Genomic DNA, 23909 nt, shown 5'->3' on the forward strand with positions numbered 1-23909 from the left:
GACGGGCATCCAATAACCAAATTTCATACGTTTTCGGAGAGAAGCGTTTTTTCGAGTTGGCCTTCGAGGTAGTCTACGAAGCGGGCGTAGGGGTCGAAGCCAACGACGTTGACCGCATCGGCCACAAAGTTGGACAGCGCGTTGATGTCGTAGAAGAGCACTTCGCCGGTTCGGTCGTCGATGAGGTATTCGACACCCCCCACGTCGATGCGGGCAGTTTTGGCGATGCGTTCCACGGCTGCGATAATCTGGGCGGGTGGGGTATAGGCCTCCACCGCCCTTCGGCCTGGATGAATGCCTTTCTTAGGCGCTTCGGTCAGACAGAAATCAGCTGATGGCGACTCTGGAATCGCGCAGATCTCAGCAGGGCAGAGGTTAAAGCTTTCGCCAGTGGTGAAGACCTTCATGGCGTACAGAAAGCGTCCGTTGAGCGTCTCGACGCGGACGATATGGCCCCCGCGTGGCTGAACATACTCCTGCACCAATGCCGTCTGGTCGATACCCAAATCAATCTGGTTGGTCTCAACGGCTGCCTGCAAACCTTCGTGGGTATCGAAGCGAACAATACCAGCCCCCGCTCCGCCGATGTTGACTTTAACGACAATTGGGAAGCGTAGTTCTTGCGCTGCGGGTAGCACCTGCGAGACGTGATTAACGACCAGGGTTTGAGGAAAAGATAAGCCTAGGGAAGCCAGCAGGGCCAGTTGTCGGGCCTTGTTGGTTTCGATGCTGGTAGCGACGGTGCCATTGATGACACGCACGCCAATCTGTTCGAGGTGGGTGAGGTAGCCAGCGGTGTGAAAAATGCCTTGTCCGTTTCCACGCAGGTAAGCCGACGAACTCATTCGGTTGACGACTAGGGAATAAGGGCTGTCGGCTTCGGCAGGGTTGTAGCGATGCCGGGTGGCATCAATTCGTTCAAAGGGTATATTGCGCCGTTGGAGTTCGGCAAAGAGGGGTTTAAACCAGTCAGGATGTTCGTAATAGATACCAATAGGTTTTACTAATTCAGCCATAATCGCTTAGTATTGATGGATCGCTCCTACCTGAACATAAGTAAATTGGAAAGGGTTTGGCCGGCCAACTAGTCATCGATCAGTTCATTCAGAATGATTGATAGGGATGGTCTATGCAATGAACCTTGTAATCCTATTTACTAACTGGACAAATCTACAGGTAAAACGCATTCTGAAACGCAGCAGCTGTATGAATTTAGTTAACACGGAAAATTTTTTGCCTTATACGATTATTACGTTACTGAGTTTCACGGCTTTCTGATAATCCGCTGTATAAAAAAACGACAGGGCTGCTTTCCGTCCGCATTTCTTCTAACCATTCACACCTCGAGTGGCACAAAAGGTCACTGCAGTAGTTGGGCGGAGTTGTATAACAGCCACAATCTTTTCTTATGATAGCCGTCAACGTTGCTTAGTATAAAGAATGTAACTTATTTCTACTGGCTAAATGTCGCGCAAGCCGTCAACGTCACTCATCTGTTTTGTAGTGAAGGCTGATAACGAACCTTAATAAGGTGAAATCGCTCTAAGAAGGAGCAAATTCAGTCGTTTGTTACAAATTGAACAGTTTTTGGGCAGTCTGCGATAGTCACTCATGCTTATTACGACCAGTTTTGCGATCATAATCAATGTGATCATATGGTTAAAGTTTTTAATGGATACGCTCTACTATAGGAGTTTATGAACACATAACACTAGCCTATAGTCACGTAGTACACATAATTGGTGGGTTATGCCTGCCGCAGCTATGCATACGTTTGGTCTACTGATAAAGAAACCAACAAAAAGTTAGTCTATGCATAAGTAGAAGTTTATAGTATTGTATTTATTATCATATAGTTAAGTATTCAATGACTCCTTTAACTAGCGCTCCTTTTCATGACACCCATAATCTCAATTTAACGCTTTCCTATCTATGCTCATTTCTACTTTCTTTTCAAGTCAAATCGAGAAGCTAGCCAATCGCTCAATAGTGTGGCTACTCTTATTAGCCTGCGTCAGCTTTGCCCAGGTGGCAAACGCACAAATCTCCTCGTTCACCGCGGCTCAAATTGAAGAAGGCAACGGGTGCAACTGGCCTTTCAGCGCTCTAGCCGCTAACCCTAAAGATGGAAAAGTTTATGGCTTCTGGCGCAAGGGGGCTGGCGATGAGGCAATCTACAGACTCATCCGATTTGATGGCAGCGGCTGGGCAACGGTGAGTTCATTTTCGCCAACGGGGGGAAGTGCCTCGATCAAGGTACCCAGTTTTGACGGGGCCAGTGATGACGTTGATTTAGCCATTGATGCGCTGGGCCGCTATCACGTTACTTTCCAGGGCTCTCGGGGGTCGGGCGTTACCAGTACCCGAGGAGTCTGGTACGGCTTTAGTAGCGACGGTACCACTTGGTCGTTTAGTGAGGTTCAAACGTATTCAGATCCCAACGGATGGAAAAACACGGACAATCCCGTCTTAGAGTTGGATAATAACAATCAGCCGCATATTGCCTTTCTGTTTAGTGACGCTAACTCACCCCGTACCTATAGCGTTCGGTACTATCGTCAGTCCGGTACTAGCTGGACGGGCGAGGATGCCTTTTCGCAGTCCGGTGGTGAACCCGCCAGTAACGAAATAATTACTTTCGACATGGCTGTTGATGGCAACACTAAAGCACACTTTGCTATTCAGCGGGAAACGAACGGAGAAGGCCGTAATGGGGGATTGATCTATACGACCAATAGCACCGGAAGTTGGGCAACCCCTACTGTGTTGGCGGAAGGTCAGCAGGATAAAATTCAGGGTAGTAGCTTAGGCATTGATACTGACGCTGCCAACAAAGTGCATATCGTTTATTCCGGCTACCCCGGACAGATTAATTATACAAACAATAGTGCGGGTAACTTTTCGACACCGCAGCGGATCAATGGTAATTTATCGGGCAGCATCGTTCGGGGGTCATTCCGAATAAATAGTAATGGCGATAAAGCGTTTGTCTATCAATCCAGCGGCCTACGAATTGCTTATCAGCCCAGCGGAACGACTAATACTTGGACGACGGCGCTCGCCTACACGGCCCCGCAGGGCAGCAGCGTGGCGAGTTTTCCCTCGGGTATACTAGCGCCTAATGGTCGAATTGTGGTGCTGTTTGATAATTTGAATACAAGCAACGAACAACAATGTGGTGAGACGAACACCCGTAGATTATGGTATGCCACGGCTACCGTTCAAGCTCAACAAGCTGCCGCGCCTACCGTGACCAGCGCAGCACCCAGTGCTATCACGACGAGCAGCGCAACACTAGGCGGTAACGTGACGGCTGACGGCGGAGCCAGCGTTACCGAGCGAGGTATCGTCTACGTAGCGGGTAGTGGTACACCTACTACCAGTAATACGAAAGTGACCAATGGCAACAATACGGGCAATTTTTCCCAAACGGTCAGCGGATTGACACCCGGCACTGCTTATTCGGTCCGTGCCTATGCCATCAACTCGGTCGGCACCAGCTACGGTAGCGTGATGACCTTCACGACTACGCCCAATGCACCGGTGGTAAATACACCGAGTAATCAAGCCCTGATCGTTACCACTTCGCCCACCTACACCGGCACAGCTCAGGCGGGCAGTACAGTAACGGTATACGTGGACAACAACATAATTGGTTCCACGACTGCCAGTGGGGGCACTTTTTCTTTTACTCAACCGACAGCGCTAGGACAGGGCAGCCACAGCGTGCGGACCACGACGCTAATCGGTAGCAGTGCTGCTAGCGCTAGCTCGAACACCAATAACTTTACAGTGGATACAGTAGCCCCTACAGTAAGTATCAGCTCTTCGTCGGGGTCATCAGGAAGTGACACGCCTGACCGGCCTATCTCCTTTACGTTAACTTTCTCGGAAAGCGTGACGGGCTTGTCAGGCAGTAGCGTTCAAGTAGCGAATGGTATCCGGAGCAACTTCTCGGGTAGTGGTACCACCTACAGCTTCGAGGTGACTCCCTCGGCTAACGGACTGATCACGGTAAATCTTGGGGCCAACAGCGCGCGAGACCTGGCCGGTAATGGAAACACGGCGGCTAGTACCTTTAGCCTTACCTACCGCCCACCCGTCACCATCAGCGGCTTTTCGAGTACACCCGCTGCTGTTTGTGTAGGTAGCCCTGTAACTTTTAGCGCCACTGTTGGTCGGGACGCGGGTACCTATAGCTATACGCTCACCGGTGGTAACCAAACCATAACGGGTAGCACAGTCAACGCCTTCAGCCAAACGGTGACCACCAGTGGTTCAGGCGCTCAGAACTTCACCCTGCGGGTCAGCAACGGCGTGGATGCAACTAGTCAGAACACCTCGCTAACGGTCAATCCCTTACCTGTAGTATCCATACCGGGTTTGGCGGATGCCTACTGCCAGGATGCAGCGGCTATTACGCTAGCCACTACCGGTTCACCCGCAGGCGGCAGCTTTACCATTGACGGCAACTCGGCCACTGAGTTTATTCCGGCCAACTTAGCGCTGGGGACTCACACGGTAGTTTACCGCTACACCAACAGCAATGGCTGCACCAATTCCGCCAGCCAAACCGTTACCGTCAAGGAAGTGCCCACCGCTCCGGTGCTGGTCACCCAGGCGGGCAATCCCTACCCGGCAGAAGTCAGCAACCTGACTATCTCCCAGAACGTAGGTAATGTGATCCTGACCGTCTCGGGTTGTACGGGTGGCACTATCAACTGGGGAGGGGGCAGTGCAAACACGCTGGCCGTCTCGACCGGTAACCTGGGGACGCAGACCTTCACGGCCACCTGCACTCGCAACGGCTGCACCAGCCCAGCAACTACGGCTACGGTAACGGTAGTAGCGCCTACGCTCAAAGTGCTTTCGCGTGATCCTGACAACGGCCAGCTGGGCAACAACACCATCAAGCCCTACCTGATCCTGCAAAATGTAGGGCGTGACCCGTTCGCCTACAGCAACATCACCCTGCGCTACTGGCTAACCACCGAGGATAACGTGGGCCTGATCTTTCAGAAAAACTTTGTAGCGATTGGTCAGGGTAATTTAAACTTGCGGTATGTGCCTATTAGTCCGGCTCGTCAAGGAGCTACGGGCTACATCGAATACAGCTTCAACGGGGGAGCAGGCAGTCTGGCACCGATGGGCGATTCAGGCCCGCTGGAGATCCAGGTTAACAAGCAGGACTACAGCAGCTTCTTCCAGCCTGATGACTACTCGTATATTAACAACAGCAGCTACACGCTCAACCCCCGCATCACGGCTTATCAGAACGGCACCATCTTCTACGGTATCGAGCCGACGGCCACAGGCAGCTCGCGCGTGGCCTCGCAGGATGAGGGTCGTGGTTTAGCGGTAAAGGTGCTGGGCAACCCGGTGGTAGGCCCATCGGCGGAGGTCGAGATCAGCGGAGTAAGTGGTCAAGCCGTACAGCTCAAGCTGGTTGATTTACAGGGTAAGACACTGCATGGGTTTAGCATCAAAGAGGCTGGTTCTGTTGAACGAGTGAGCGTACCCGTGAGCAGTGCTCACGGCATACTCCTACTGGATGTAAGTACAGCTACTCAGCGTCAGCAGGTTAAGTTGTTGAAACCCTAAGTGATTAACAGATAGATAAAAGCAACGCCCGGGCTATGGCTAGTCCGGGCGTTTTAATAGTTAAGGGCATAAGGGAATTTTACTAAAACGCTCATGGGCGAAACATCTGAATTTCCCTACATGATATTTCAGGAAATGCCCAATCAGGACGGTGTTCACCGCTCGTTGATCAGAAGCGGTTCCAATACATCTCGATGAGCCTCACCCCATTGGGCGGTCAGTTCAATCACTGGTATCAAACTTTGGCCCAAGTCCGTCAGTTGATATTCCACTTTTAAGGGCTTTTGAACAAAACTAGTTTTGGACAAGATACCCTGCTCGACCAATTGGCTCAATTGAGTATCTAAGAGTCGGCGAGACGCTCGGGAGAGTTTACGATGCAAGGCACCAGGCCGCCGGATGCCCGAATGAATGCTCCAGATCAGGCTTAGCTTCCACTTTCCATTCAGCACTTCCATAAACAGGTGAAGGCCGCAGTCCAGCTCGAGGGGTAATTTTCGCTCGTACATACCGCAAAGATAAATCCATACAGACACGATTGCATACGGCTGAATTTAGCCCTACTTGACTCAATTTTAATTAAGGCAGTCTTTTGTAGAATGAATTACAAACTATTTGGAACCCAAACTGGATTGCCGGCGAGTGAGCTGATTCTGGGTGGCTCGCAGTTAGGTGACCGCCGGGGCTATGGCACGCCAGTCCAGGAAGCTCTTCAGATCCTGTCGGCTTATGCCGATAAGGGAGGCAACTTTATCGATGTCTCCGATCAATATCAATTCGGCCAAGCGGAAGAAACAGTTGGCCGCTTTACCGAACACAACCGACACGATTTTATCATTTGTACGAAGTATACCCGAAGCAATCAGGCGGAACCCTCGTTGGCTAATGCGGGTAATCACCGAAAAGCGATGCGTCAAGCCGTAGAAGGCAGCTTGAGACGGCTGAAGACGGAGTATATCGACCTATACATGCCCCATTTTGATGATGGGGTAACCCCACTAGAGGAAACGATTCGAGGTCTGGACGATCTGGTGCGGACGGGTAAAGTGTTGTACGTGGGTTTGGCCAACTTTCCGGCCTGGAAAGCAGCGATCATTGCTGCTTCTATACCGCTGACCGCTGTGCAATATGAATATAACTTGTTGCAACGGACGCCGGAACGTGAACTGATGCCAATGGCGGAGCACTTTGGTTTAGGTAAAATGGGCTATTCTCCCTTAGCTGGAGGCTTATTGACGGGGAAATACCGGCAAGGGGCATCAGGGCGGTTAACGCTGTCGTCAGCGGGCACTTACCAAGAGGATGAGCAAGCAAAGGCGATCCTGAATCAACTGGAGCGGATGGCCAAAGAGCTTGACGCTACGGCGGGGCAGCTCGCGCTAGCCTGGGTTTTAAGCAAAGGCGTCTTTGGGATCATTGGAGCGCGCACCCTGGCCCAGTTGGAAAGCAGTTTGAGGGCAGCCGCTCTTGGTTTATCAGCAGACCAGTTACAGCTTTTGGATGAGTTGAGTGCCATCAAACTGGGCTATCCTCACGATCTGCTAGCTAGTGTGCAAAAGCACTATTAAGATATTACGCGCTGAAGTTATTTACTCTCCTAAAATACTACCAAATGAAATGAACGCCGATCTGTAAAATATAATAGCTGACAACCTACTCCGAAAATATACTGTGCTAAATCAGCGCTCCTGTAAAGATTCAACATTTTGGCCGGATCAATCCTTCCATCGTTCGGTGCCAGCCCTACAAACAAATCAAGCTGATCCTAAGTAAGCAACCGCTCAATAAATACACTGATTTAGTAGGTGATGTAAAAGTGTAATTGGTTAGTTAATTGATTTTTTAGGCATATAGTAAAGTTTCTGTCTCATATAGTAGCTAGATACTTATGTGGAAATTATACCAAGCAGATAGTATTGGCTAAATTATTCCTGAATGATTTGAACCGGAGCCGTAACGAATAGGCGGTGAAGATAGTCATAACGGCTCCAGCTTAAAACCTTACTGTGTCAATAATAAACGAGCCCCGCTTGACCAGGTGACAGGAACCGCAACGTCATAAACTAGACTACGAGCCGTAGCCTGATAATTTTGGGGAATTCTAACCGCATGCTTTACGCGCACTGTATCGGTGGCAATCGGTAGACGGCCACAGGACCATACACTCGCATCATTCCAGTTGCCACCTTTTAGTGTATACATCTGATCGCAGGGCGCTTTGGTTTGGAATACTGCTGAACTTGAAAAAGCAGAACTTTCCGTTGGTGTGCAAAGTATCCGCACTTGCCATTCGTACTGGGTTGAGCTAGTCAGGTCCGTTAAGCTGTAGGTATTAAAACCGTTCGAATTAAGGCTTAGATTACTAATCGTTGTCCAGTTGTCAGATCCTACGGCCCGCCAGCGGATTTCGGCCCGTGTGCCACTGTCAAAACTGGAGTAATACCAGCTGAGTATTGCCGACTTCTCTGTGATATCGTACGAAGTGATGGAATAAGGAACAGAACATTGCTGCGTCGTGAAAGTAGCCATCACCGAATAGTCCGAGTATTGTCCATCTGGGCAACGGGTCCGAAGTTGCCACTCGTAAGGTGTGTTCCCTGATAGACCAGTAAGCTCAATAGTAGTCGATGATAGATTGTCTTTCACGATCCAGTCAGCCGTACCTACACGCCGATATCTCAGATCGTATGTAACGCCAACCCCCATCATAAGCCAACTCAGCGAAGCCTTTGAAACACCAGTTGACGAATTCCAGAGATTTGTGGGCGTTCGGCATTGAGTTGTGAAATTTGATCCTCTTGTGAACGCGGAACTAACCGAAGCTGAGCAGGTTGTCCTGATTTGCCATTCAAAGGTGGTATTATTGGGTAAATCAACGACATTGAAATTACCGCTTGACGTGGTGGCAGTCAGATTGCTAATAGTCGTTGTCCACTCGGAAGAGCCTAATGGACGGTATTGGATTTCATAGGTTGTTCCCGCTTCGTTTTCAACATACCAGAAGAACTGAGCTGATATGGAGGTGACATAAGAGACATATGCATTACCAGCTGTAACGGGATTACACCGAGTGGTAAAGCTAGCGGTTGCGGAATATTCCGACTGAGCGCTCACAGAACACGCTTGACGCACTCGCCATTCGTAAGTCACATTGGTAGGAAGGCCCGTCAGACTATAGTTGTAGCTGCTTATGTTCCTGATGGTACTCCATTCTCCATTGCCTACTGCCCGATACTGTAATTCGAAGCTACCTCCCTTCTCTGTTTCCCCATTGAGATACCAGGATAAGCGAGCACTCGTAGCCGTTGAGCTGCTACGAAGACCTTGCGGTATGGCGCATACAGTGGTAAAATAACTCGACGCCGAAAAGTCGGATTGCTGATCACCCGGGCATATATTTCTCACTTGCCATTCATATTGGGCATTGTTGGCCAAACCAGTTAACGAATAAGCTGTCGCAGTTAAGCTGCTAACCACCGTCCAATCCGCACTGCCCACCGCTCGATACCTAAGCTCGCTAGTACGCCCTTCTTCATAATAATTATTTGACCAGTAGAGATAAGCTGATGAGGATAAGATACTGGTTGTATTCAAAGAGGAAGGAGGCTGACAAGAAAAAGTTGTAAAGGACTGTAAGGGGGTAAAATCAGAACTTACTGTTGGTGAACAGACACCTTGTACCTGCCATTCATAGGCGGTCGACGGTTGTAAGCCTGTCAGTGAATAGTATCCCGTGCTCGCACCAAGATTATTCACAACGGTCCAGTTCAGATCATTCTTCGCCCGCCAGCGCAGGCTATACGATTGGCCGATAATTGCCGTGCTCCAGGAGAGCGAGGCAGATATACGGGCCGGATAAGCATACGGGTAGGCAGGTACCTGACAGGGGATAGTAAAATTGACGGGTCCCTCATACTGATTGCCACCTGTCGTTTTGACCTGCCACTCATAAGTTGTGTTGGTTGGTAGTGCATAAAGAGTGAATCTGTTTTCCGTTAGATTCGTCACGGTATTCCAGGTGGGGGTGTTGACCGCCCTCCACTGTAGTTCATAGGTAATACCTACTCCCGCAAATGGCCAGCTTAGTGACGCGGAATTTCCATTAAGAGTCGTCGTTAACGTTGAAATTGAAATGTCAATGGTTGAACTAATACTTCCGGTAGTGGTATTCGAGGGACGAATACGATAGTAATAACGGTTTGCCGCAGTGGCGCGGTTGTCTATAAAGGTGGTTGCATTGGGGCCTACCCCGCCAACAGGAACAAAACCGGTAGTGGGTGAGGTAGACCGTTCAATGAAATAGCCCATTTCGTTCGTCGCGTTGTCCTGCCAGGTCAAGGTCACTAAGGTGCCGTTCAGGCTAACGCGTAAATTACTGGGCGCGGGAGCATCGGTGGGTGGTGCATTAAGTGAGTAAGTGGTGTGGGTTTGGCGCAGGGCTAAAGCTGCCTGTATGCGGTCATACTGACCAGGGGTGAAATCGTGCCGACAGCCAAAGTAGTACGACATGATATTTGATACAGATGGTGAGTAAGCTTCTCCGTTGGCATCACGGGCAGTGCTGTTTGGATCATACTCAAGACAACCATTTATATAGATCATATTAGCGCCGGGCTTTTTATAGGGGTCGGCGGGCGTGTCACAGATCAGATCACCATCGGTCGTACAGTTGGCTCCGCTTCCCCGGGTGACTAATTCATTACCGCCAAAGGTGTGGAAGAGATTAAAGTTGTGGCCTAGCTCATGAGGAATCGTATTATGGGTAACATAATCCATTTGGTTATTATTATAAGTCCCGATAAACGATCGTGTTGAATAAAGGTTATCGATCGGAAAGTAAGCGTACCCCCCTATAGCGTTGTTTGTAAACTGATTCACATAGTATTGATTCAATGCGTTGGTGGCATCTCGCCCATCTACTTGAGAGCCAGTTGGATAGGGAAACTCCTTATCTAATTCATCATTGTCAATGTAATCAGGGGTAGTACCCGCGAAATAGAACTGAATACCGTAACCGTTCAAGAGGAAGTAGCTATTATTGATAGCCATAGCCTGATTTAAGTTGTCCAGCGTAAAGCCGCCTGAACCGTCACTTCGGCGAACGATGTGGGGGCGAATGGGTATGTATGTGATGGCAGTGAAGGCGGCCCCCGAGGCTCGTTTGCGTTCCAGCGCCAGATTGCCCTGCTGAAGCAATTGCCGTATCTGTTGTGGTGCCAGATCTTCAGTACCACATTGGGGAAGTTGACTTGCAGGGGATTGAGCCAGCAACTGAGCGTTAAAAATTAATAAGAGTAGCCAACTGATGATACCGGTAAAGATTCTATTCATGAAATGGAAAGAAAGTAGATTATTTTACTTGGTGGAGGTATTCTAATCGGTAAGATTCCAGAAAGGTAGCACACGGTTGATGCTTTATAAATACCGTTTATGAAATAATATGTTGTAGTAGAGTTGATTAATAAGTATCCTATTGTGATTATGCGTTACGCACTATTAACCTAAGCCACACGTTCAGTAGCATGGCTCATGCAGTAGTAGTATGAATTGAGGTTGCTAAATTTAACGTACTGGCTTAATAGATTGCATTACGATTTGACCATCGGCCAAAAGTAACCAGTCAACCGCAGGCCACGAATCGAATGGGATAGTTATGTAAGGTGCTCTCTAATAAATCGCTTCGATGCCTGATCGATTACTGAAGCATTACGTCCTTTAGCTATTCCTCTGGATATTGGGATGCCGGAGTTGGATGGCTATGCTACTTGCCACCTGATCCGCGAACAGGTTTGGGGCCAAGATATGGTCGTGATAGCCTTGAGGGGTACGTCAAGAGAAAGATCGACAGCGAACTAAGGAAGCGGGTTTTGATGGTCATCTGGTGAAGCCGGTAGATCTAGAAGCATTGACAAAATTGCTCACAGATTTGCTCCACAAGGAGCAGAACAGAGCTGGATTGGCGTAATAACTAAATCTCCAAACGCTCTCCCATACAAAGTGAAGACTAGGTGTCAAATTGAGGACCACACAGTTTAACAGCTGAGGCTTACAAGCTTTTCCTAAAGCCCACGCGGCTATGACCAGTCGGGTAGAAGTTCTCCTGCTTACAAAAAATTTCGTAGCCTTGTTTCAGATAAAACGGCGGTGCTTCGTAACCCGCCGTCCAAGTATAGACATGCTGAATGCCTAGCTGCCGAAGCTTTTGCTCAAGCAGGTTCATTAGCGCTCCTCCAGTGCCTCGTCCACGATAGGGTTTTTCCAGCCACAAATCAGTGATGTAAAACCAGGTGTCGCTGTTGGTCAGGCCACTGATGCAGCCTACGAAGCTGTCCTCATCAACGAGCGCATAGCCGTATTGCGTTTGGGTAAAGGGCTCGACGCCATGCTCAAGCCCGTGCTCGATGAAGCCGGCATTCATGCGTTCGAGTTCTCGGGGGGTGATGTCGCGTTCGACGATCTGAAGAGGCATAGGGCCAGCGTTTATGGTTTATTAGTCAGCGGGTTTATCAGTAGCCGGTTCGTCAAGGCCAGTACGCCGGAGCGAACCCACAAGCAGTATACTAAGCGGAGGACCAGAATGCCGACTCGGCTGAACTTCGATGGGTGTCCGGTATGTATAATTCAATTTGCGATAATAGTTTGATATAAAGTTAGATACATTAATTTTTAGGGCAAGTTTAGGGGATAAAGCAACGCGCAAGTTTCATCCTAATGGGCAGTTCGCTTACCTAAGAAAGAATTAGGTCAATAAGATCAACGCGTTTCGTTGATGTAATCACTTAAATAATGGGAAACAATTGACTCTTGATGAGGTACCAACTGTTTCCCATTGACTAAAGAGCTACTGAACAAGTGTTCGCTGATCAGGAGGGGGGCATGTAGTGGTCTTCGTGCGTGTATCCGTATTCGGCTACCTTCTGCGCCCGGTAGCGATACAGGTCTGGGTTTTCGGGTGCCCACGTATTCAACCCATCGACATAGCGATTGAACATACAGAACGCTGCGGCAATCAATACTGTATCGTGAATGTCACGATCCGTAGCACCGTTGGCGCGGGCGTTTTCAATCTGTTCGGCAGTTACGTGTTTACCGCCCTGTTGCACACTACCAGCAATAACCAATAAGGCTTTCAGTTTATCGGATAGAGCTGCTTGAGTAAAGTCCTGTTTCACCGATTTTACCAGCGACCAATCGTCATCGCCCAGGTGATGACTGGCGACGGCTCCGTGAATGGTCTGACAGAAGAAACAATCGTTTTGGGACGACACATACGTACCGATCAGTTCTCGTTCGCCCTCACTGAGCGTCGAGTCAGGGTGGCTTGCGTTGGTGCGAAGTAATACATTGACGAGATCGTTGAGGGGGCGGGCCGTTTCGGGGCTAAATGCCATTGGCCCGCGAATACCCGGCAGACCGGGTTCGAAATTGATGTGAGGCATTGTGTCTGTTATGGTTTAGTTCGATTTGGGTAAAGCATAACCCAGCGTACCCATGCGTTCGCCCATCGCGGTGTAGGCCGCCGGGTCTTCGGGGGTAAGTGTGGCCAGTCCGTCAACGTAGCGGTTGTACATCGAAAACGAAGCCGCAATCAGCACCGTATCGTGAATGTCACCGTCGGTAGCGCCTTCCGCCCGGGCTGCCGCTACCACCTCATCCGACACGGTTCGGGCGTCGGCGGTTACGCGCTCGGCAATGGTTAGCAGAGCGCGAAGCCTGGGGGAAATAGGGGCCGTTTCCGGATTTCGCAGCGTTTGATCAACAACAGTCGCCTGCTCGCCAAACAGGTAGCGTGAAGCGGCTGCGTGACTGTTCATGCAAAAAGCGGTACAGTTCAGGCTCGATATATAAGCGGCAATTAGTTCGCGTTCGGCGTCGGAAAGCGTGCTGTCCGGCGAACCGGCACGAAGCAGCGCCTGGGCCAGTTCGTAGAGCGGCTTACCCGTGTCGGGCCGGAACAAAACCAGGCTGCGAATACCCGGCGCATCGTTGTTGAGTTGAATATGAGGCATCGTTGATCATTTTTTAGGCTGAATAACAGTCAGTTTAACTGGGTAGCGTTTACGTAGAGTTAATGAGAAGTCGGTTTATACCGAAAGAATACAGCGATTCCGGCAACTAGAAAAGCGATGGAGAAAATAACCAGTGCATTACTGAAGCCGCCTAATGCCGCAACCATTGTTCCGACAAAAAACACCGCCGTTGCCGTAAAAAAACGACCGATGTTGAAACTGATTCCTGCCGCCGTCGCCCGAATTCGTACAGGGAACAAGGCTGGAATAATGCTCGACAAAGCGCCCTGACTAATGCCAAAAAATAAGGCCAAAAAGGCTGTTTCGGCATAAATGATGGGGGAAAACTGACGGTTCGTTAAAAACAACAGTGCACAGCCACCCGCGCACCCGGCGAAAGTGAGCAAGAGCGTCGTTCGTGAATCAAGCCGACCAATCAGCACACCGGATAGCATACCACCGACGATACCACCCATACCCAGCAACATCATGGTCAGACCCCGCTCACGGGCACCAGTCTGACCGGCTGGCAATAGCGATTGAACCCAGGTCGGTATCCAGGAAAACGTGCCCCAAAGCCCGATCAGTACTGTGCCAAAAATCAGTACGCCCGTCAGCAGATTCGTTCGGTCAGTCGGTGTCCAGCCTTTTTCCGTCTGCGATTGCAGGCGTAGTTGCGCCCAGTTATCGGATTCGGGCAAGCGGACAAGCATCAGAAGAGAAACCAGCACGGGAATCAATCCCAGCCAGAAAGCCTGTCGCCACGGTACCAGACCCGCGTTGAGTCCACCCGTGGCCACAATGCCTACTGGAAACATTACCGCTAAAATACCCAGCGCCACGGGCCGACTTTTTTCGGGCCAGATTTCCGACAAATAAACGGTAGTGAGTAGTAAGACCCCACCGACGCCCGCTCCCGTCAGAAATCGGCAGAGCAACAGCAGAGGCCAGTTCGGGGCAAAAACAGTGAACAGCATGGCTGCACCGTAAAGAAACGTAACAAGCGCAACTGCCCGAGTCCGCCCTATCCGGTCGCCGACGAATCCGAACAGCAGTCCCCCGGCCATCCAGCCGTACAAAAAAGCCGCGCTGATATACGCCCCAATGTTGCCCAGTTGTGTTTCTGAGACGGATTGGCCCAGTAGTTCGGGTATGGCAACGGGCAGAAAGGTTGCCATCAGTGTAGAGGCCGTTCCGCCCAGCAAATACGATAGGGCGCACAAGCCAAAAGCGAGCCAGTTCGCTTGGGTTGTTTCGGGTTTTGTGATAATTGCTTCCATGTTTTTTAGCGTAACCCTTGATCAAAAACGAGTGATAGGTAATAAAGTCCACCGACTGCTGGAGAGCCATACGCTTGCACCACGTATTGATTTGTCAAGTTGGTAGCGCCGAGCTTCACGACGGTTTTCAGCGTTGGCATTCGGTAATTTACCTGCGCGTCAAGCAAGTGGTAAGCTGGAACGGTGCCGGGAATGAGTGCGTTGAACGAACTCACCCATTCGAAGCTTTCCTGCCAGTGCCATGCGACGTTGAAACCCAGATTCGGCGCAATGTTGCGGTGGCCGAGTGTTACGTTGGTTTTGAAGCGGGGTGTGTTGAAAGCCGCCACGTTGTTGGGGTCTGCATTCCGAATATTAAACGCCGACCATGTACCATTGGCACCGATCTGGTAGCCACCCGGTGTTCGATACGTCAAACCAAGCGTTGCACCCTGGGACGATACTTTGTCAGGCGCATTCGTGTAAAGCTGAAACGCCTGAACGTTGCCATTCAAAATATTCTGCGCGGCTGCGGCATTGGGCTTGCCATCCTGGCCGAGTACCGGACTACCGGGACGCAGTACGACTGTGTTGAGAATGAAATTAGTGTAAATGCCGTAGTAATAGTTGGCATCAACCGACAGGTTGTTGCTGAGCAGAGCGCGATACCCAACTTCGAAACTGTTGACACGTTCGGGGGCAATGTACGGTACGTTCGCCTTCTGCAACTTGTCTTTGTTGTTTAGCAACGCCTGTTGCGGTCCTACCCGGCCCACATCGGCTCCGAAGCCCGCCCCAAACTGATTGACGCTGGCCGCTGTATACGAATTTTCGTACACGTTCATACCCGCGCTGTTGCTGGGCGCACCGCCTAGAATCGTAATCGGTCCCACATTGAGTTTGATGAATTGATCGGAAGGGGTGGGGTTGCGGAAGCCCGTCTGGTAACTCGCCCTGAAGTGGTGCCGGCCGGTGGCCGAAAATACCGCCGAAGCGCGGGGCGTAAAATAACCAGCGAAGTTCTGATTCTTATCGTACCGGCCTGATACCGTCAGTTTTAGTTTGTCGGCCAGGAAGGCTTTACTGACCTGCGCAAACGCGCCGTATTCGTGGTATAGAATCCGCCCGCCCTTATCATCGAAAAGGGTACCGTTGGTGAATAAGCTATACTGCCGAAAATTACCGCCAACCAAAACCTCCGCTGCGTTCTTGAAGGCCGACGTCAGGTTGTATTGTCCATCGGCGTGCCACATGCTGGTCTGACTTAAGATCCCCGCACCAGCTAACCCCTGAATTGCTGTCAGGCGCTCTTTCTGGGCATCAAACTCGGACGTGCCTGGTAGTAGTCTACCCTGATCGGCGAAGCTCCGGGCGGCTGTCTGGTCATTCCCACTTACGTTAGGAACGGTGCCACCGTAGGCTGCGGCATACCGGCTGAACCACGTATCATCGGCCTTATCGGGTGTTACCACGTTGCCATTCAGGTCGCGTACCCACGTCCGATTGATCTGTTGCCCCAGCGACCGCGTATTGTACGAGTCATGCGAGTCCTCGGCATTGCTGTACCAACGCACGAAAAACTGTTTTCCGCGTAGTTCCAGCCGGTGCTGCGTGAGCGAGAAGCCGTTGACCGAGAAGCGGTTAGAGCCCGTATAATTGGCGGTTCCTTTGGCGAAATTGAACGTGTAGATGGCTTCCAGTTTCGGTGTGATTCGGTAATGGAGCGCTCCGTTCAGTTTCAGACTATACACATTATAATCGGTCAGGTCTTTTTCCAGATACCCCGTTCGTGACACTTGCCCCGCGCCCGGCAGCGTCCGAACCACTTCATCGCCGTAAATATTGAGCGCGTTCCGGGCCGGATTTTGAGAGCCCCGTAGCTCGGAGGGTGTCGATTGGTTTACGTCGGTATAATCGGTAGCAAACCAGTCAAGCCCCCACATGTAGGACGCATTTAGTTTGAAAGCCAGTTTGTTATTGAACGCTTTGGTGTACCGAATGGCGTGGTCGTTGTAAACGGCGGGGGATGTCGGTCCGGCGTTCCGGTTAGGGTCATTTAAATGATTGACACCGACTTTGGCCTGAACACTAAGACCCTGATAAATAAACGGATCTTTGCTCGTCATTAGCAACGCGCCGTTGAACGCTGCGGGACCATACAGGGCCGAAGCCGCGCCGGGGACAAGCTCCACGCTTTCGGCATCTAAGTCGCTCAGCCCAAACATGTTGCCCACCGAAAACCCAAACCCGGCGGGCTGGTTGTCTACGCCATCGATGAGTTGCAGAAAGCGACTGTTCCCTGTGCTGGCGAAACCCCTCGTGTTAATTTGTCGATAAGTCAGACCGCTCGTCACCATTTCGACGCCTTTGAGGTTATTGATTCCTTCGTAGAAGGTAGCGGATGGTGTTTCGCGAATGCTGCGGGCATCCATTTTCTCAATCGTCACAGGAGCCCTGACTAGGCGTTCTTCCACGCGGGACGCACCGACCACCACTTCGTTTAGTTGACTCGTGGCCGGATTTAGCAGAACCGTCAACGGTTGGGCGTTGTCCGTGATTGAAACCGTTTGGGAGTCATAACCCACCATCGATACGCGTAGTGTAAGCGGCCCCTTCCGATTGGCCGGAATGCTGAATTTACCCTGATTGTCTGTAACCCTCCCGGTTGCTTGCCCTTTGGCGATGATGGTTGCCCCAACCAGTGGTTCGCGTGTCGTAGGATCTATGACCGAGCCCGTTACGTTTACCGATTGAGCGAGTGTTACGGCACTAACGAGCCAGAGCCAAGCGAAAAGCAAGGCGTGCTTCTTGTTATTCATGAGTTAAAATACCTTGTAAGATTAGCGCAACTCGCTAGCCTCCAGACACGCTGTGTATGCCGGATAGGACAAGTAAGTTGAGCTGTGATGGGTGGATTAGGAGTTGTTATGATTACGTTGAGGAGCTGGATGACCTCCCGGTGGACGGTTGTAGCCCCGATGAACAATGCGGTCGCCTAGCGTGTCATAATAAGCTGGGTCAGTGGGCGCTATGGTTGCCATGCCATCGACGTATTTGTTGTAAAGACAAAACAGAGCGGCAATCAGTACCGTATCGTGAATTTCGCGGTCGGTGGCACCCGAAGCATGGGCACGGGCAATGGCCTCCGGCGTAACGGCCCGGCCAGATTGTTGCGTCAGGGCGGCAATCTGCAACAGCGCTTTCATCTTTTCACTTACGGGCGCAGTTTCGATATCGGCTTTCACCGCAGCCGCAATCGTATTGTCACCCAGCAGGATGTCGGCGGCTTTTGTATGAGCTGCGTTGCAAAAGTTTGTACAGTTACGGGCGGATACCACTGTGGCAATCAATTCGCGTTCGCCCTGTGTCAAGGTCGATTCGCCCCGCAAAAGAAGTTGGGTTAGTTCCCGAATCGGCATGGCCGTATCGAGCCGGTATTCGAGCAAGCCCGTAATACCCGGCAAATGTTCCGGTAAAGGAATATGAGGCATACTAAGGAAGTATGGGAATGTCGGTGCAGCCTGCTACGTCTAGTAACGGGTCTGGTCAACGTGTCGTCGTTAGTTAATGGAATTACACACCGCTTCTACACGCTACTTTAGCGCATAGAAACAAGTCAGAACGATCCACGAATCGCTCTGCTCGAACGTACGTTTTAGGGGTTTACAGGAATGTTAGAACCGGTTCAAAGCAACCGTGGGTCACGAGTTGGTTATGCAGGTACGCTCAGAAGCCAGAAAGCAATCGTAGCGCACAAAACGAACCGAACATTCCGCTTAGACTTCTGGAGGGGGGGACGAAACCTGAAGCGCTAGCTGACGCAACAGAACTGGTTTTTCAGGGATCCGGATGTCATTGCGCCAGTTGGGCGGACAAAAGTAAAAAGCAAGCCTGGGGGCCGGGGAGTACTCTTTCAGTAAAAATTTCAGTAGCGTGTTCGCTTTACTGGGCGAGTCGGTTTCCCCCGTTACGTGCTCCTGCATGAACGAAAGCAAATCACTCTGCCAAAACGAATTACTGTCTGTTTGAAGACTGGTAATGTGCAGCGTGTCTCCGTGGATGCTCATGCTGATTACCGAATAATACTGCCCTCGATACGAAAACCCATCTGATGTAGTGCGCGTAATGGCACTAGCGTCGGGTTTGTCTTTCAGCGGAATCTGAAATTCAACTAAGCTATCGACAGAACGATAAACCGACAGTCGCTGCGAAAGATCATGTTCGGCCTGCCACCATGTGCCTATACACACCAGCACATACGCCAACGTGTGGTATAGTAACAATCCGGACAAACCGATTGATATCGCTTTCTTCACGCGAATGCTGTAGGATAAATTTTTCCAATAATAATACAAGATTATAAATATAACTACTCGCGTGCGATATATAATGGGCTGCTTTTCTGCGGCGAACAACAACTAGAACTTGAGTAAGTGTGTATCCAATCGGGTTAATGAGTGACTACCGTTGACCCGATTGGGCATCTAGAGAAAGCTGCTAGGATAGGGGATTCTTTATTATCTGATGAATGGAGGTTTCTGTCTCTGGGCGGCCTGTTCGATAAGCTCAACAATACGCTTTTGTCGGGTTTGGGACTGTTTAGCCAAGACAAGCCATTGTAGAATAGCTCGTTTGTCTGACCTGCTTAAACCGAGAAAATAGCTTCCTGCATCGGGGGTCTGTTGAAAAGCCTCTTCCAAGTCCGAGGGAATTGCCAGAGCCTCGACTTCGTCCAGGATTGTCCAGGACCCATTCTGTTTAGCAACGTCAATGGCATTCAAACCCGCCTGGGTCATCCGTCCACTGTCCGTCAGTTGCTGAATCTTTTCTTTGTTAATTTTCGACCACACGCTTTTCGGCTTTCTGCGGCCAAAAAACTGCATGTATGTGTGTTCGTCGATTGGCTTGGCCCGGCTATCGATCCACCCAAAACAAAGAGCTTCATCAACGGCATCGTTGTAAGAGATTCCTGAAATTGCGGATTTCTTTTTGTGATAAATAAGCCAGACGGATTGTTCGGTAGCATGATGTTCCTGCAACCAGTCTCGCCACTGCTGCCGGTTGGTCGGGCAAAACGTGCTAATTTCTTTTGCTTCGATTTTCATTGTCTGGCTCATCTCGAGGTAGGTAAGTTCGTCAACCGATTTCTGGCAATATTCGATTGCATAGTTTTTAACTAAAACGTCTCCTGAAATACACTTTGGTCAACTGAGCTTGCATCGTGCACTCAGTTGACCGGTAGCGTTTTATTTCATGGCAATTAAGATCACGCTGACAAGCAACGTACCAATGAGGTGATAACTGCCCGTAATAACGCCGTACAGGAACGGTCGGGGTATGTTTGGGTTGATGGCAATGTTGATTGTATTGGCAACCAGGTAGCCGACTCCAACAAGTACGGTAAATGATACCGCGTCATTGTACGATGTACTATTCAGCGCATAGAGCAGTACAGTGCTGGTAAGGGTAATAGCGAGTGTACATACCGCTGGGCCCACAATGTAAATAGGATCTTGACTCAGCTGAGCATCAGGCGCTTTACCCAAAGAAATCCGGTATTGTTTCGGGAAAAGAAATAGATACCACAGAGGGCCAAGCAAGAAATAAGCAATGAAGGCTACCAGGACGCTTAGCCAATTGATGTCAGATAATACGTTAAACATCGTTTGAAGTTTGGGATGATAAAAAAGAGTGTCACTCGACATTACAAAGTTCATCACCCGCACTGACAGCCTTATGTCATAGGTCTATCGGGCGCGCAAAAAAAATCGTGTGCGTGCTGGGCCAGGTCACGCAGACGCTCCCGTAAGGCAGGGGGTTGGAGGATCGTAATGGCACCGGCGTAAGGAAGTAGCCAGGTAGCCAAGTAGGTCAGCGAGCCGATAAAAAATGTCACCTCCAAGCTACCGTCGGGTAAAGCTTGCTGGTGTGCCCAGCCGTACTGATGTTTGGTATTCTGAAAATGCTGCGCCATAGCGGAGCGCGTATTAGCGAACTGAAAGCGAATGATAACGTTGTGCTTTGACCGTTCGTCGTCCTGACTGGCCCAATATTGTTGCAATGTTTCCGGACGTGAAGTAAACACTTCCTCGCTAAGGGTTAGGTGCTGGATACGGTCGAGCCGAAAATCGCGAAATGCCTGCCGAAGGCGACAATAAGCAACCACGTGCCACTGCTGGCTTAAGTAAAGTCCGATCGGTTCAATTTGGCGCGTGGTTGGTAACTCGGTGGCAGCGGCACAGTAGCTCAGATGGACTACCCGCTGCAACGCCACAGCCGTCACCAGTTGCTGATAAGCATTAGGCGGGTCGGGTTGACTGGCCGGACCCAAAACCTGAATATGAGGGCCAAGTGTCTCCAGGTGGTCGCGGTCTGCGCGTCGCAGTGCAGCGCGTAACTTGTCCATGGCTGCGCCACTAAGCTGAGCCGTTTGCGCGTCGGTGAGTCGGGCGGCTAGTTTTTCGGCGGTAAGGAGGGCGATAGCTTCCTCGCGCGTGAACATAACGGGTGGCAGCCGGTAACCATCCAGCATGGCGTATCCTTTACCCTCCTGGGTCACCACCGGGATTCCGGCCTGTTCAAGGGTTCGGATGTCTCGATAAATGGTACGGGTACTAACCGAAAATCGATGCGCCAGTTCGGTAGCGGTCAATAGTCGTTTTGTTTGAAGTAACGTTAGCAATGCTACCAGCCGGGAAAGGCGGGTTGTCTCGTGATCAATCATTGATTAGCCCGTTGGGATTGGAAACCTACCAAGCACTTAGTCCGCTTAAAATTAGCTTCATCTGCGCTTATTTAATCAGTCCACCCTGTTCATTCGTCTAACGTGACAAGTAGAAGAAACTGCGCTGTGCTTTTGCCATTGCAAAACATATGCTTGGAAAATTTCGCATGCCATGAAAATCGTCAAATTACTACTAATAGCTGGGCTACTATTCACTGTGAAGGCAAAAGCGCAGGAAAATAGAATTCCTGTTATTCGAAAAGATGTGCCATTGGACTCGATTCGGTTGAGCGATCCGTTTATTCTGGCCGACCGCAGTACCAACAGCTACTACATGACGGGGACAGGTGGTATGCTTTGGAAAAGTGCTAATCTACGAACGTGGGAGGGACCCTATTCAGTCACGCAGACCGATCCAAGCTCGTGGATGGGACCAAAACCAATGATCTGGGCCGCTGAGATTCACCACGTCAAGAATCGCTACTATTACTTCGCCACGTTTACCAACCGAGCCGTTATGATCGACACGGTTCAAGGCCGACCTATCGAGCGACGGGCAAGTCATGTGCTGGTCAGCGACCGACCCGATGGACCCTATGTACCCATGCACGATGCTACATACCTACCCGCCGACAAGCCCACGCTGGACGGAACATTTTGGGTTGATAAAGATGGTAAGCCTTATATGGTTTATTGCTACGAATGGCTACAGAATCTAAACGGAACGATTGAAAAGATTCAGTTAAAGCCAGATTTAAGCGGAAGCGTCGGCGCGGGGACGTTGCTCTTCCGGGCCAGCGATGCTCCCTGGAGCCGTGAGAAAGATGAGAATGGACACGACCACCCAAATAAAGTGACGGATGGACCGTTCCTGTTCAAAACAAAAACCGGACGGTTAGGAATGTTGTGGACAAGCTGGATTTATGACGTGTATACGCAGGGCGTTGTTTACTCGAAAAGTGGCACGCTCGACGGTCCCTGGATACAGGAAGCCGAACCGATCACCCCGCCAAACTACGGACATGGTATGTTATTTACCACATTCGATGGCAAAATGTTGATGTCCATGCATAGCCACAAAAGTGTAAACGGTCGCACGGTTCGGGTTCCTCATCTGTACGAAGCCGATTTGTCAGGCGATAAATTACGCATTGGCAAGCCGTATGTACCGTGAATGGCTAGTGTTGATTGCATCGTTCAAATAAAGACCCACGCCCAGAACGTATGGTTGACCGTACGCATCCGGGCGTGGGTCTTAAATCAGCGTTCGAAGTAGTGCCCCATGTCAAGATCTTCGATCAGACCCGGTTGCATGGGCTGCCAGTCTAGCTGCTCCCTGGTTTTTGCGCTTGAAGCCGGGCTATCGAAGGCAACGAAGCGCGCGAGCCAGGCAAAATGATCGGGTGCCTCTTCGGGCGATTTACTGACGACTGGCAGGTTCAGGTGCTTACCGATTGTTTCGGCAATTTCGCGAAACGGTATACCCTGATCGGCAATCACATTGTAGCGGCTACCCGCCGTTCCTTTCTCCAATGCTAGCCTGTACAGCTTTGCCGCGTCGAGCCGGTGTACGGCTGGCCAGCGGTTATTGCCATTACCAACGTAAGCCGATACGCCTTTCTGACGGGCGATGTCAATCAGCGCGGGGACAAAACCGTGATCTCCTTTGTCATGTACCGAAGGTGGTAGGCGTATAACTGACGTTCGTACCCCAGAATCCGTAAAAGCCATCGTTGCTGTTTCCGATGCGCGGGGTTCCGGAGTTGCCAGATCGTCCTCGGTGATCAGATCGCCGTGGCTCGATTGTAAGACTAGTATCCCAGCTGTAACGATTAGGGGACGATTGGAGCCCGCGAGTGCCGTACCGAACGTTTCGATAGCCCGCTTATCAGTTTGAGCCGAGGCTGCATAATTGGAAAAATCGTGCACAAAGGCGGTATGAATAACGGCATCGGCGGCTGAAGCGCCCCGCGCAAGACCATCAAGATCGTCGAGACTACCTATAAACGGCTCGCCCCCCGCTTCGGTAAGTGATTTGGCTGACGCATCCGAGCGGACAAGACCGACTACCTGATGACCGGCCTGAATTAATTCCTGTACAATGGCGGAACCAATAAAACCAGAGGCTCCTGTAAGAAAAACGCGCATAATTGGTTGGGTTGATGGTTACTGGCTATTTTTAGCTGTTCAATCTATTCGCTGGCAAAATTGGCAGAAACGAGGTGGCGAAAACGAGGTCATTTGACACAATTTTGTCAGGGATTGACCGCAGCTTAGCGTTTGTGGCCGCTAAAAAGCACCTTACAACGTTGTTAT

The 23909-nt window shown here is 50.5% G+C and carries 18 protein-coding genes; 3 read left to right on the forward strand and 15 right to left on the reverse strand.

What is annotated here, in order from left to right; all coding sequences use genetic code 11:
* Positions 1–23: 23 nt before the first annotated feature.
* Positions 24–1016, reverse strand: coding sequence for an ATP-grasp domain-containing protein (locus tag M0L20_RS22765; protein WP_248479279.1), 993 nt, complete (start codon positions 1014–1016; stop codon positions 24–26).
* Between the two features lie 916 nt (positions 1017–1932).
* On the opposite strand from M0L20_RS22765, the gene M0L20_RS22770 reads away from it, so the two are divergent.
* Entirely contained in the window at positions 1933–5601 is a 3669-nt protein-coding gene (locus M0L20_RS22770; protein WP_248479281.1) for a beta strand repeat-containing protein, read from the forward strand.
* Between the two features lie 155 nt (positions 5602–5756).
* Here the strand turns inward: M0L20_RS22770 and M0L20_RS22775 are convergent, their stop codons facing one another.
* Entirely contained in the window at positions 5757–6110 is a 354-nt protein-coding gene (locus tag M0L20_RS22775) for a winged helix-turn-helix transcriptional regulator (protein WP_248479283.1), read from the reverse strand.
* Between the two features lie 90 nt (positions 6111–6200).
* Between M0L20_RS22775 and M0L20_RS22780 the strand changes: the two genes are divergently transcribed.
* Entirely contained in the window at positions 6201–7169 is a 969-nt protein-coding gene (locus M0L20_RS22780) for an aldo/keto reductase (protein WP_248479284.1), read from the forward strand.
* A 433-nt stretch (positions 7170–7602) separates the two neighbouring features.
* Here the strand turns inward: M0L20_RS22780 and M0L20_RS22785 are convergent, their stop codons facing one another.
* From M0L20_RS22785 to M0L20_RS22835, 12 genes are all read right to left on the reverse strand, one after another.
* Complete coding sequence (locus M0L20_RS22785) at positions 7603–10932, reverse strand: M43 family zinc metalloprotease (RefSeq protein WP_248479285.1); 3330 nt, start codon at positions 10930–10932, stop codon at positions 7603–7605.
* Between the two features lie 715 nt (positions 10933–11647).
* Entirely contained in the window at positions 11648–12070 is a 423-nt protein-coding gene (locus M0L20_RS22790; RefSeq protein WP_248479286.1) for a GNAT family N-acetyltransferase, read from the reverse strand.
* 21 nt (positions 12071–12091) lie between these two features.
* Positions 12092–12226, reverse strand: coding sequence for a hypothetical protein (locus M0L20_RS30150; RefSeq protein WP_262923994.1), 135 nt, complete (start codon positions 12224–12226; stop codon positions 12092–12094).
* A gap of 238 nt (positions 12227–12464) precedes the next feature.
* Positions 12465–13040, reverse strand: coding sequence for a carboxymuconolactone decarboxylase family protein (locus M0L20_RS22795; protein WP_248479287.1), 576 nt, complete (start codon positions 13038–13040; stop codon positions 12465–12467).
* Between the two features lie 15 nt (positions 13041–13055).
* On the reverse strand, positions 13056–13610 hold the full coding sequence (locus tag M0L20_RS22800; protein WP_248479288.1) for a carboxymuconolactone decarboxylase family protein: 555 nt from the start codon (positions 13608–13610) through the stop codon (positions 13056–13058).
* A 59-nt stretch (positions 13611–13669) separates the two neighbouring features.
* A complete protein-coding gene (locus M0L20_RS22805; RefSeq protein WP_248479289.1) occupies positions 13670–14890 on the reverse strand; it encodes an MFS transporter in 1221 nt (406 codons plus the stop codon).
* Positions 14891–14895: 5 nt separating this feature from the next.
* Positions 14896–17688, reverse strand: coding sequence for a TonB-dependent receptor (locus tag M0L20_RS22810; protein WP_248479291.1), 2793 nt, complete (start codon positions 17686–17688; stop codon positions 14896–14898).
* A gap of 96 nt (positions 17689–17784) precedes the next feature.
* Entirely contained in the window at positions 17785–18360 is a 576-nt protein-coding gene (locus tag M0L20_RS22815) for a carboxymuconolactone decarboxylase family protein (protein ID WP_232563000.1), read from the reverse strand.
* A gap of 285 nt (positions 18361–18645) precedes the next feature.
* Positions 18646–19185, reverse strand: a complete 540-nt coding sequence (locus tag M0L20_RS22820) for a hypothetical protein (protein WP_248479292.1) — start codon at positions 19183–19185, stop codon at positions 18646–18648.
* 201 nt (positions 19186–19386) lie between these two features.
* Positions 19387–19986, reverse strand: a complete 600-nt coding sequence (locus tag M0L20_RS22825) for a YdeI/OmpD-associated family protein (protein WP_248479293.1) — start codon at positions 19984–19986, stop codon at positions 19387–19389.
* A 129-nt stretch (positions 19987–20115) separates the two neighbouring features.
* On the reverse strand, positions 20116–20532 hold the full coding sequence (locus tag M0L20_RS22830; RefSeq protein WP_248479294.1) for a DUF1761 domain-containing protein: 417 nt from the start codon (positions 20530–20532) through the stop codon (positions 20116–20118).
* 71 nt (positions 20533–20603) lie between these two features.
* A complete protein-coding gene (locus tag M0L20_RS22835) occupies positions 20604–21593 on the reverse strand; it encodes a helix-turn-helix transcriptional regulator (protein ID WP_248479295.1) in 990 nt (329 codons plus the stop codon).
* A 217-nt stretch (positions 21594–21810) separates the two neighbouring features.
* On the opposite strand from M0L20_RS22835, the gene M0L20_RS22840 reads away from it, so the two are divergent.
* Entirely contained in the window at positions 21811–22767 is a 957-nt protein-coding gene (locus M0L20_RS22840) for a glycoside hydrolase family 43 protein (RefSeq protein WP_354004261.1), read from the forward strand.
* An 86-nt stretch (positions 22768–22853) separates the two neighbouring features.
* On the opposite strand, the gene M0L20_RS22845 is transcribed toward M0L20_RS22840, so the two are convergent.
* Entirely contained in the window at positions 22854–23741 is an 888-nt protein-coding gene (locus M0L20_RS22845) for an SDR family oxidoreductase (RefSeq protein ID WP_248479297.1), read from the reverse strand.
* Positions 23742–23909 lie beyond the last annotated feature (168 nt).

It is taken from the genome of Spirosoma liriopis (assembly GCF_023196085.1).
Classification (GTDB): domain Bacteria; phylum Bacteroidota; class Bacteroidia; order Cytophagales; family Spirosomataceae; genus Spirosoma; species Spirosoma oryzicola.

Bases quoted from the DNA above. Each gene is read 5' to 3' on its own strand.
- M0L20_RS22795 (WP_248479287.1), bottom strand. From the start codon at position 13,040: ATGCCTCACATCAATTTCGAACCCGGTCTGCCGGGTATTCGCGGGCCA.
- M0L20_RS22810 (WP_248479291.1), bottom strand. From the start codon at position 17,688: ATGAATAACAAGAAGCACGCCTTGCTTTTCGCTTGGCTCTGGCTCGTT.
- M0L20_RS22790 (WP_248479286.1), bottom strand. From the start codon at position 12,070: ATGCCTCTTCAGATCGTCGAACGCGACATCACCCCCCGAGAACTCGAA.
- M0L20_RS22780 (WP_248479284.1), top strand. From the start codon at position 6,201: ATGAATTACAAACTATTTGGAACCCAAACTGGATTGCCGGCGAGTGAG.
- M0L20_RS22785 (WP_248479285.1), bottom strand. From the start codon at position 10,932: ATGAATAGAATCTTTACCGGTATCATCAGTTGGCTACTCTTATTAATT.
- M0L20_RS22815 (WP_232563000.1), bottom strand. From the start codon at position 18,360: ATGCCTCATATTCCTTTACCGGAACATTTGCCGGGTATTACGGGCTTG.
- M0L20_RS22805 (WP_248479289.1), bottom strand. From the start codon at position 14,890: ATGGAAGCAATTATCACAAAACCCGAAACAACCCAAGCGAACTGGCTC.
- M0L20_RS22775 (WP_248479283.1), bottom strand. From the start codon at position 6,110: ATGTACGAGCGAAAATTACCCCTCGAGCTGGACTGCGGCCTTCACCTG.
- M0L20_RS22765 (WP_248479279.1), bottom strand. From the start codon at position 1,016: ATGGCTGAATTAGTAAAACCTATTGGTATCTATTACGAACATCCTGAC.
- M0L20_RS22830 (WP_248479294.1), bottom strand. From the start codon at position 20,532: ATGTTTAACGTATTATCTGACATCAATTGGCTAAGCGTCCTGGTAGCC.
- M0L20_RS22845 (WP_248479297.1), bottom strand. From the start codon at position 23,741: ATGCGCGTTTTTCTTACAGGAGCCTCTGGTTTTATTGGTTCCGCCATT.
- M0L20_RS22800 (WP_248479288.1), bottom strand. From the start codon at position 13,610: ATGCCTCATATTCAACTCAACAACGATGCGCCGGGTATTCGCAGCCTG.
- M0L20_RS22825 (WP_248479293.1), bottom strand. From the start codon at position 19,986: ATGAGCCAGACAATGAAAATCGAAGCAAAAGAAATTAGCACGTTTTGC.
- M0L20_RS22770 (WP_248479281.1), top strand. From the start codon at position 1,933: ATGCTCATTTCTACTTTCTTTTCAAGTCAAATCGAGAAGCTAGCCAAT.
- M0L20_RS22835 (WP_248479295.1), bottom strand. From the start codon at position 21,593: ATGATTGATCACGAGACAACCCGCCTTTCCCGGCTGGTAGCATTGCTA.